The 7,737-nt window shown below is 57.6% G+C and carries 11 protein-coding genes; all 11 read right to left on the reverse strand.

What is annotated here, in order from left to right; genetic code table 11:
* Window positions 1-263 precede the first annotated feature (263 nt).
* The gene (locus QVN30_RS11270) at window positions 264-1,331 is read right to left on the reverse strand and encodes an S-layer homology domain-containing protein (RefSeq protein WP_289836434.1); all 1,068 of its coding nucleotides are present in this window, start codon (window positions 1,329-1,331) and stop codon (window positions 264-266) included.
* Between the two features lie 4 nt (window positions 1,332-1,335).
* Window positions 1,336-1,590, reverse strand: coding sequence for a phage holin (locus QVN30_RS11275; protein WP_289836435.1), 255 nt, complete (start codon window positions 1,588-1,590; stop codon window positions 1,336-1,338).
* A gap of 1 nt (window position 1,591) precedes the next feature.
* Window positions 1,592-2,038, reverse strand: a complete 447-nt coding sequence (locus QVN30_RS11280) for a cation:proton antiporter (protein ID WP_289836436.1) — start codon at window positions 2,036-2,038, stop codon at window positions 1,592-1,594.
* 1 nt (window position 2,039) lies between these two features.
* Window positions 2,040-2,486 (reverse strand): carbohydrate-binding protein, encoded by a 447-nt coding sequence (locus QVN30_RS11285; protein ID WP_289836437.1) that lies wholly within the window; start codon window positions 2,484-2,486, stop codon window positions 2,040-2,042.
* 75 nt (window positions 2,487-2,561) lie between these two features.
* A complete protein-coding gene (locus QVN30_RS11290; RefSeq protein WP_289836438.1) occupies window positions 2,562-3,671 on the reverse strand; it encodes an RNA-directed DNA polymerase in 1,110 nt (369 codons plus the stop codon).
* 215 nt (window positions 3,672-3,886) lie between these two features.
* Window positions 3,887-3,982 carry a hypothetical protein gene (locus QVN30_RS11480; RefSeq protein ID WP_353738988.1) on the reverse strand — a complete coding sequence of 32 codons (96 nt, stop codon included), beginning with the start codon at window positions 3,980-3,982 and terminating at the stop codon, window positions 3,887-3,889.
* A 57-nt stretch (window positions 3,983-4,039) separates the two neighbouring features.
* Window positions 4,040-4,450, reverse strand: a complete 411-nt coding sequence (locus QVN30_RS11300; RefSeq protein ID WP_289836440.1) for a hypothetical protein — start codon at window positions 4,448-4,450, stop codon at window positions 4,040-4,042.
* Between the two features lie 76 nt (window positions 4,451-4,526).
* Window positions 4,527-5,429: a DUF6273 domain-containing protein gene (locus QVN30_RS11305; protein ID WP_289836441.1), complete on the reverse strand. Its 903-nt coding sequence runs from the start codon at window positions 5,427-5,429 to the stop codon at window positions 4,527-4,529.
* 15 nt (window positions 5,430-5,444) lie between these two features.
* The gene (locus QVN30_RS11310; protein WP_289836442.1) at window positions 5,445-6,443 is read right to left on the reverse strand and encodes a BppU family phage baseplate upper protein; all 999 of its coding nucleotides are present in this window, start codon (window positions 6,441-6,443) and stop codon (window positions 5,445-5,447) included.
* The gene (locus tag QVN30_RS11315; protein WP_289836444.1) at window positions 6,436-7,161 is read right to left on the reverse strand and encodes a hypothetical protein; all 726 of its coding nucleotides are present in this window, start codon (window positions 7,159-7,161) and stop codon (window positions 6,436-6,438) included. Before QVN30_RS11315 ends, QVN30_RS11310 begins: the two co-directional genes overlap by 8 nt.
* Window positions 7,162-7,173: 12 nt before the next feature.
* Window positions 7,174-7,737 (reverse strand): alanine-zipper protein (locus tag QVN30_RS11320; protein ID WP_289836446.1); only part of this gene is annotated, 564 nt, incomplete at its 5' end.

Consider the following 7,737-nt stretch of genomic DNA (forward strand, 5'->3'; position numbering starts at 1 on the left):
CTTATGAGAAAAACGGCGAACTCCACTGACGCAGCGAACCGCGCGGCCATCAAACTTGACACTTGCATTGTAAAGGTAGCGAAAAACTGGTTTGTGGTCATCGGGACATGCAAGAAGTAGCAATTGTAGGCATTTGTAAAACACCAGATAGACGGCTTGCTGAAAGCTCGTATAACGGCAGAAAGCGTGGTACCCCTTATCAGGGTACCCCGCTTTTATCGACTATGCAGACATGCGGAAGGAGAAACCATGTCTGCACAAGTCTACAAGAGAAGATTTACAAGCATCGCCGCGCCTTCTGCGCGCGTGCAAGGGTCGTTCGGGCGAATATGACCGGCGTTGCCAGAAATGACGGCGTGCTCAATCGCCCATGCGACGGCATTTTTCGCCCAATCGGGGACGTTGGCCCAATCGGAATAACCCGCTGGCTCACCAACAGCTTCGCCGCCCTGCCAGTTGCAAAGCATCGACGCAAACTCAGCGCGCGTGCAATGGTCGTTCGGGCGGAACTCTCCATCGTTGCCCGAAACGATGCCTGCGCTTTTTGCCCAAGCAATGGCATCGTAGTAATACGGGCTTGCAACCACGTCATCAAACGGATGATCGAAGACCGCATCAGCGGCATTCGCTACGATGCAGACCGCTTGGCCGCGAGTGAGCGAATCATCGGGGCCAATTCGTCCGTCTCCGTAACCGTTGATGTATCCGGCTGATACCGCCTTTTCAAGTGGGCCGATGTACCAAGCTGTGCTATCTAGATCGGTGAACTGTTTGAGCGCATCAGGAAGCGGCGGCTTAGCCGGTTCTGACGGCTTGACCGGGGCAGCTGGTTTTGTCATCTCGTCATACCAGTATTGAGCGCGCGCAATATACGCGTCCTTCTGAGACTTATAGAGCTGACCGGGGCAGCTGGTCGCCATGAAATAGCAGTGCGGAAACACGTTAACAAGCCACTCTGGTTTCCCAAGGTCGTAAGCCAAGCATATTGCGGCGGTAAGATGCGCGCCTGCGTCAAGCGTCTGATCTGTGACGGTGCCATCTGCCATGCTAGCGTGCTCGATGTTGATAGAGCGGCAGTTAGCGTCGAAGTCGCCGAGCGCCCAGCTTGTGTCACGGTCGTAAACCGTCTGGCCGATAGTTCCGTCATCCTCTACGCAGTAATGAGCCGACGCTTCGCGCGTCTGCCATACGTTCCAGCAACCTTCGGTAGTAAGGTTACCCGCCATATAGTGGATGCCTACAAACTCGACCTTCTTACCTCTACGACCGCTTGTGAAATGCTTTGCAAGCAGCTTGATCTTGTCAGGCTGAAGATTCGCCCAATCAATCATTTCTCTACTCCTTAGGCTCTGTATACGTAAGTGCTTGCGCGGAATCGCCAACGCCAGCAGTGGTCGGGTCGACTACTATTCCAAGAATCGCGAGAACGGCGAATAGCGCGTTGATGATTGCTGCCAGCTGGTCGTTCAGAACGCCGAAATCCCACTGATAGCCGAACGGCGCGGCCACCACCTGCACAAGAAGCAGGACGGCGGGAATGAGCGTCAGCCAAAAAGTCTTGTTCTTGACACGTGCGATATAGTTAATCATTTCAGCTCTCCTTTTCGTAAATGAGGTCTACGCGGTCGTAAATGTGGTCGACCTTGTTTGCCATGTCGTGTGAGTGCTCACGCGATTCTCTAATCTCGTCATGCAGCGCTGACGTAGCAGCTCTGAGAGATTCCATAGCGGCTTGCAGCCCTTCCGAAATGTTGTTGCTTCGTTCCATCTGCGCCGCGATGCGCCCTTCCATTTCCGAGCGCTCGCGGTCGCGCTGCGCACGTTCGTTGAGTTCGTCGCGCTTGCGCTCTTCGCGTTTCAGCTCTAGCTCTGCCTGTCGCGCCGCGTTGCGCTCTTCAAGTTCGGCCTTGCGCTCGTTGTTGCGCTGATATTCGTTAAGCAACTGCTTTGCGAGGATGCCGAAGCCGATTATGACGGTGAACGCCAAGAACCATTCGGCACCGAAGGCGGCTGCATGATCTAGAACGCTTTCCGCCACGTCAGCCCTCCGTCACCTCGCGCCAGACCGTTTCGGTGCCCTGTGCGCCGGGTTCCCAAACATTTGTGTTAACGAGCGATTCCCAGACCTTGCCGTTGTGGCGAACGATTGCGCCCTTCGGGTATGGATTCTCGTTGCTCGGCGGTGCCCACTCAGGGATACTTGACGGGTCACCGCCGCTGCTCGCGTAGTCGATAGCCTTTGCCCAAAGGCTTGGCGCTGCCGTTGGTGCCCAATCAGCCTGCGACGCGTGCGGTGTCAGACAGATGTAAAGCTCGCCCTCATAGCTCACGCGCTCGCCCTCTGCATAAGCGTGCCCGTCGCCGTCCCACGCCGCGAAAAGCGCGGCGGCGCGGCTCGCAACATCCGTTGAGAGCGACGGCGCTTGCGTCTTGTAGATCGCGATAAGCGCGCGAACCATGCTCTCTTCATCCTCGGTGAGTGCCATTGTTTCCCCTCTCTCTCGATAACGAAAAGCCCCCGCGTCTGCGAGGGCTTGGGTGCCTGATGATGTGCGCTTTTCCTAGCCGAAGAGCTGCTTATAGAGCGCGTCCATTCGCCTTACCGTCTCGTAAGCGTCAATCCGCTTCATGCCACCGCGCCATGACTGGTAAGACTGCCTGACCTGCTCGATGGTCATAACGCTCTGAGAAACCAGCGCGGCTTGCTTCTTCAGCTTGCGCCGCTGCCGCGTCACGGAAGAGCGGCAAGGGCGAACAACCACCTTGCCGCCTTCGCCATACGAAAACCTCTTCTTCAGGAACACGAAGCCACGCGACAACTTGACTACGCGTGTCTTCTTGCGATTGATGATGATTCCCAGATCTGCGCAGATCGCTTCGATACGTGAAAGCGCTCCCCAAAGCGTCTGCTTGTCAAGGGCGATGCAATAGCTATCGTCCATGTAGCGCCCGCTCGCGATGATGCCCGGAAGCGACAGCATCAGATGGTCTATCGGCGAAGGTAGCGCGACCGCTAGAATCTGGTTCGGCTCGCTGCCTAGCCCTAATCCCCGCGCGCCGTGAGCGTCTATCTGGTCGCTCATGATCTTCTTTATGCGCTCATCGTCAATCGTTCGGTCGATGATGCGCTTGCAAACGTCATGGTCGATATTCGCGAAGTAGTCTGAAAAATCTACCTGCAAGATGTAGCCTTCCGTTCCGTGCTTGCGCCGGTGGGCTACGAGTTGGCGCTTCATTCTCTTGATTGCGTACTCGGTGCCGCGCCCCTTGACGTTTGCGGCGCACCCTTCGGTGAGTGTCGGCCAGATCGCTGGCGCGAGCGCGTGACGGCTCAAAGACTTCTGAATGACGCGCTCCGAGAAGTGGACAGAGCAGATATGACGAAGCTTGCCGCGCTCGAACAAATCAAACTCGATGAAGCCGCGTCGGAAGTCAGCGCCCGTGAGCAGATCGCGCCGTGACCGCATGATGTTTGGCATGACGCGCCCCATATAACGCTGAACGCTGGCTTTCCATCGAACGCCAGAAGCAGCGTCGTTTGCGGAGACATATAGATTGTCTAGATCTGCAACGGCTTCTAGCGTGCATCGCTCGATGCGTTTTGCTCGGTTAGCGGCGCGTTTCGCATCGCGCCTTGCACGGCGCGCAGCCCGTCGCTCATCAGAGTTCATTAGGGCACCCCGCGCGGCTCGCAGTCGGCATCCAGCAGCCGCTTGACGGTTGACCATGAAACGCGGTCGGATGCAGAGAACCGCGCCATGCAAGCAGCGAACGGCAACCGTCGCGGGGTGCATATTTACGGGCTTTCGCCCGATGGTCGCCCCTTCCTTCCTCAAATGCACGGCGCGCGGCGCTTCTGGCCGCACGGTCTGGCAAAGCTTGGGAATCACGGCAGCGGGCGTATCCAGTCGTTCGTCGGCGCGTTGTTGTTGGCATTGCCATTGTTGTTGACATTGCACGCGTTGGACGAAGACCCGCCCATGACAGACCGCAGCCACCAATTGACGCGATGATTTCCAAGGGACAACGCGCGACCATTCTACCCCTTTCCGATGAGCTTCACGCCAGCGCGTGCGCCCTTTACAAGCTTAATGTCGCTGTCGATGTGCTCCAGAATCCCTTCGAGACGTGCGGCCTTGACGGGAAGCCCCATCGTCAGAAGGCTTTGCAGGTCTTGATAGAGCTGGTTTAGATCTGCCAACGCTAGCGTCATGTAACGCTTTCGCTCATCGACGGCGCGCGTCGTGTTCGGGTAGAAGGCATCGGCTTTAACCAGATTGAAGACCACGCTTCGCGCCGTCTCGGCCATCGGCACCGCGAAGATGAACCGGTAGGATTTCGGAACGTCGCGCGAAGTCACTAGGCGCGTCACGTCGTTTCTGATTATGACCGCCGTGTTGAAATACTCGTAAGCGCTCAGATTGCGGTTCCGCATGTATACGCCGCTCACGCTCGCGTCACCTCCTTATCTGCGACGGTAGGCGCATGCGCAATGCATGCGCCAGTGCGGTACTGTGTACGGCTTATCAGCCTATGAGGAAGCACGGCAGCGGGCGTATCCAGTCGTGCGTCGGCGCGTCGTAGCTGGCATAGCCAGTGCCGCTGACATCGCACGCGTGGGACGAAGACCCGCCCATGACAGACCGCAGCCACCAATAGACGCGACCGCCCGCGATGCGGCTTGCCGTGTCACTGAAGATGGGGAACTGGCTATCGAAGCCGACAGAGTAGCCCTTGGTGCCCCAGACCGGACAGCCGTAAACCTCCATCTCGGAAGGCGACCAGACCTTGCCCAAGTCCGCCCAGCTCCAACCGCTCGATTCCGTGAGCTTTTCGCTAGACGAATAGCGCTCTTCGAGAAGCACGCGCTGAGCCATGATCGCGCTTTGAAGCGTGGTCGGCAGCGCTGGCAGAAAGTCGTTGATTTCCCAGTCGTGGAGCTTCGAAACCAAATACGGGTGCTTCTCATCGGCGGTGCCGTTGTTGTCGTTCGTGTCGCGCCACTGAAGATAGCTGGTGTTAACCGCCTTGTCTCCGGTGACGCTCACGGGCGCGAGCGGCACCATGACGATATGGTGCCCCTTGGCGGTGTCGCCACACTGGTAATAGTGGTCGATTGCGCCGATGCGGTAGCGCACCGTCTGAGAAGGCACGTTAGCGCCTGCCGTGATGGGAACGTCGATGTAATCGCCGATGCGCAAGCCCGCGAAGTTACCGGCACGCACGCGGTTTCTCAGCCACGTGTAAATGTCGGTGCTCCCGATCTCGTTAGCGAAGACCGAAGCGAGCGAGCGCCCCGCGTAAGAGTTGATGTTGTGCTGTCGGTCGTATTCCTCGGCGGTCGTTACGGCGTTCGCGGTGTTGCGCGCCGAAGTGTCCTTCAGGTTGTAGGCGGTGCCGCCGATAGAGAATTTCGACAAGTCGGCCATTTCGTTTTTCCTTCCTTAGTTGAGCGTCGCCGTCTCGCCGCTCATGGTCGCTTGCGCTACGGTGAGCGTTTCGCCAGACAGCGCGCTTCGCCTGTTGGTGGGCATGTATGCGATTTCTCCGAGTACTATGTAGCCGTCTTGCAGCTCGACAAGGGCTGTCGCGAGCGTCGCGTTCTCATCGCGCAGCTCCTGCACCTCATCGTCAGAAGGCGGCTCGATAGCGGCAATCGCGTTGGCGATGTTTAAGGCGTTCTGAGCGGCGGCGGTAGCGTCATCCGCTGCGCCGTTCGCAGTAGCGGCGGCAGCGCGAGCGCTAGAAGCGGCCGTGTTCGCAGAACTTGCGGCGTTGTTCGCAGCCGTGGTTGCCTTGTCGGCGTTCGCCTTCGCCGTATTGGCGGCGGAAGCGGCGTTGTTCGCAGCCGTGGTTGCCTTGTCGGCGTTCGCCTTCGCCGTATTGGCGGCGGAAGCGGCGTTGTTCGCAGCGGTAGCGGCCTTGTTGGCGTTTTCCTTCGCGGCGTTTACCGTGTCGGCACCGTCGTTCGCCCGCTTAGCGGCCGCGTTCGCCGAGCTGGCAGCGGCGTTGGCGGCAGATACCGCAGCGTCGCCGCGCGCAATGAGGTCATCGACGGCGGCATCCCAATTCTGAGCTGGCTTCTGGCCGTCAAGCGCGCTCCGCAGTATCTCAATCGCGAAGCGCTCCGTTGAGTAGGTGTTTCCGTCCTTCGTAACCGTGAAGTAGGCTTCATCGGTGTAGCCAGGTACGCTGCAAAGCTTCGACTCGTCCACGACATGCGTCGCTGCGTTCCCGCTCACCGTGCATTGACCGCGATAGTAATTGCGCTTGTTCGGCAGAAGCACGACAAGCCATACCGCAGCCCCAGCAAGCGACAGCTCAGCGCCGTTATCGTAGATCAGCGCCTTGATTGTCGTTCCGCCATCGTCGCCCTGCGCGACACGAACAAAGGTGCCAGCCCCTTCTTTCGAGATATCTAGTTCGATAGTCCGGTCATTCATCTTTCACCAGCTCCCACCAACGTTCGTCGCTGCCGGGAATCGTGCTGTTGTAGTCGATCAAAGAGACATACACCGGCCCGCGCGCGTCCGGATAATGCCGCTTCTCGCCCTTCCTGACAGCGTCATAGTCACCGTGACACGTCCTGTAGACGATGATTCCGTCATCGGCGACTTCGATTGGGTAGTAAAGACTTTCGCCTGCGATATCTGGCGGGTATTGCTCCTGAGTCTCGGCGATAGCCTGAGACGTGCGATAGAGCTTGCCATTGTATGTGACAGGGGCATTTCTACCGAGTTGGATTCCGGGTACCCATTCTTGGATATAATCGGCGATTGATACTACATCATACGCGCTTACCGTCTCGAAATCAATTGATGCCGTCACCAGACGCGCGACGGTATCAACCAGACCAAATGCAAGTGACGCGGATTGCAGGTCTTTTTGAATCGAATTGACAGATTCAGAGATCTGAGCGATTGACTCCTTAGTCGCATCGTCAAGTTTCAATGCAAACCAGCAGTAGAGCGTGCCGTCTGAACTCTCATCTATGGAATGCAGCTTGTAACCATAGAATTCTTCAACTGTCTTACCGCCATCCGCGACGGTAAGCTTCTGGCCGTTTAGCGCTGCCGCATCGTCCCAATCGCAATCGAGTTCGAAGCAGATTCTGTCTTCGTCGGCGCATCTGCCGACGATTTCCAGCTCGTTGAGTTGCATACATCCCCCCTTCTATTCCGTCTGAACCTTCTTGCCGTTCACCCACATACCCCCAGAGTTGATGAGGAACGAGCAGGAAGTTGTCTGACCGTAGATCTCATCTCTGTTGTTCGAAACCCAGAAACGGACTGTCTCGGCGTTGTCCTGAAAGACAAGACCCCAGTCTTTGAGTCCGAGCGTCGCCTGAGCGGTTTTCAAGTCGGTGATAGAGCCGTCGTTGATGAGTCCGTCAGGGCTTAGAGTCATCGCCTTGTAGTTCCTGCCGTCCGTGCCCTTTACGGTTATTCCGCTCGACGTGAAGGTGATCTTGTCGGTTTTCGTCTTGGCGCTCGTGGCCTTGCTGTTCGCTGTGTTTGCGGTCGTTTGTGCGGAATTGGCCGTTCTTTGGGCTGAGCTGGCGGCGCTGCTCGCATTGTTCGCGGTGCTCTGAGCCGCCGTTATCCTCGTGCTCAGAAGGTTGATATCGCTATCGGTCGCCATGCCGTCAGGCGTGAAATCGAGCTGCATATCGCCGGTATCGAGATCCCAATAGCTCCCACCGGTCTTGTCCTGAATCCTTCCGACGCGCAGAAGGTC

This window comes from Collinsella ihumii (assembly GCF_030385545.1).
GTDB classification, from domain to species: Bacteria; Actinomycetota; Coriobacteriia; order Coriobacteriales; family Coriobacteriaceae; genus Collinsella; species Collinsella ihumii.

Bases quoted from the DNA above. Each gene is read 5' to 3' on its own strand.
- QVN30_RS11270 (WP_289836434.1), bottom strand. From the start codon at position 1,331: ATGATTGATTGGGCGAATCTTCAGCCTGACAAGATCAAGCTGCTTGCA.
- QVN30_RS11290 (WP_289836438.1), bottom strand. From the start codon at position 3,671: ATGAACTCTGATGAGCGACGGGCTGCGCGCCGTGCAAGGCGCGATGCG.
- QVN30_RS11315 (WP_289836444.1), bottom strand. From the start codon at position 7,161: ATGCAACTCAACGAGCTGGAAATCGTCGGCAGATGCGCCGACGAAGAC.
- QVN30_RS11275 (WP_289836435.1), bottom strand. From the start codon at position 1,590: ATGATTAACTATATCGCACGTGTCAAGAACAAGACTTTTTGGCTGACG.
- QVN30_RS11480 (WP_353738988.1), bottom strand. From the start codon at position 3,982: ATGGGCGGGTCTTCGTCCAACGCGTGCAATGTCAACAACAATGGCAAT.
- QVN30_RS11285 (WP_289836437.1), bottom strand. From the start codon at position 2,486: ATGGCACTCACCGAGGATGAAGAGAGCATGGTTCGCGCGCTTATCGCG.
- QVN30_RS11305 (WP_289836441.1), bottom strand. From the start codon at position 5,429: ATGGCCGACTTGTCGAAATTCTCTATCGGCGGCACCGCCTACAACCTG.
- QVN30_RS11310 (WP_289836442.1), bottom strand. From the start codon at position 6,443: ATGAATGACCGGACTATCGAACTAGATATCTCGAAAGAAGGGGCTGGC.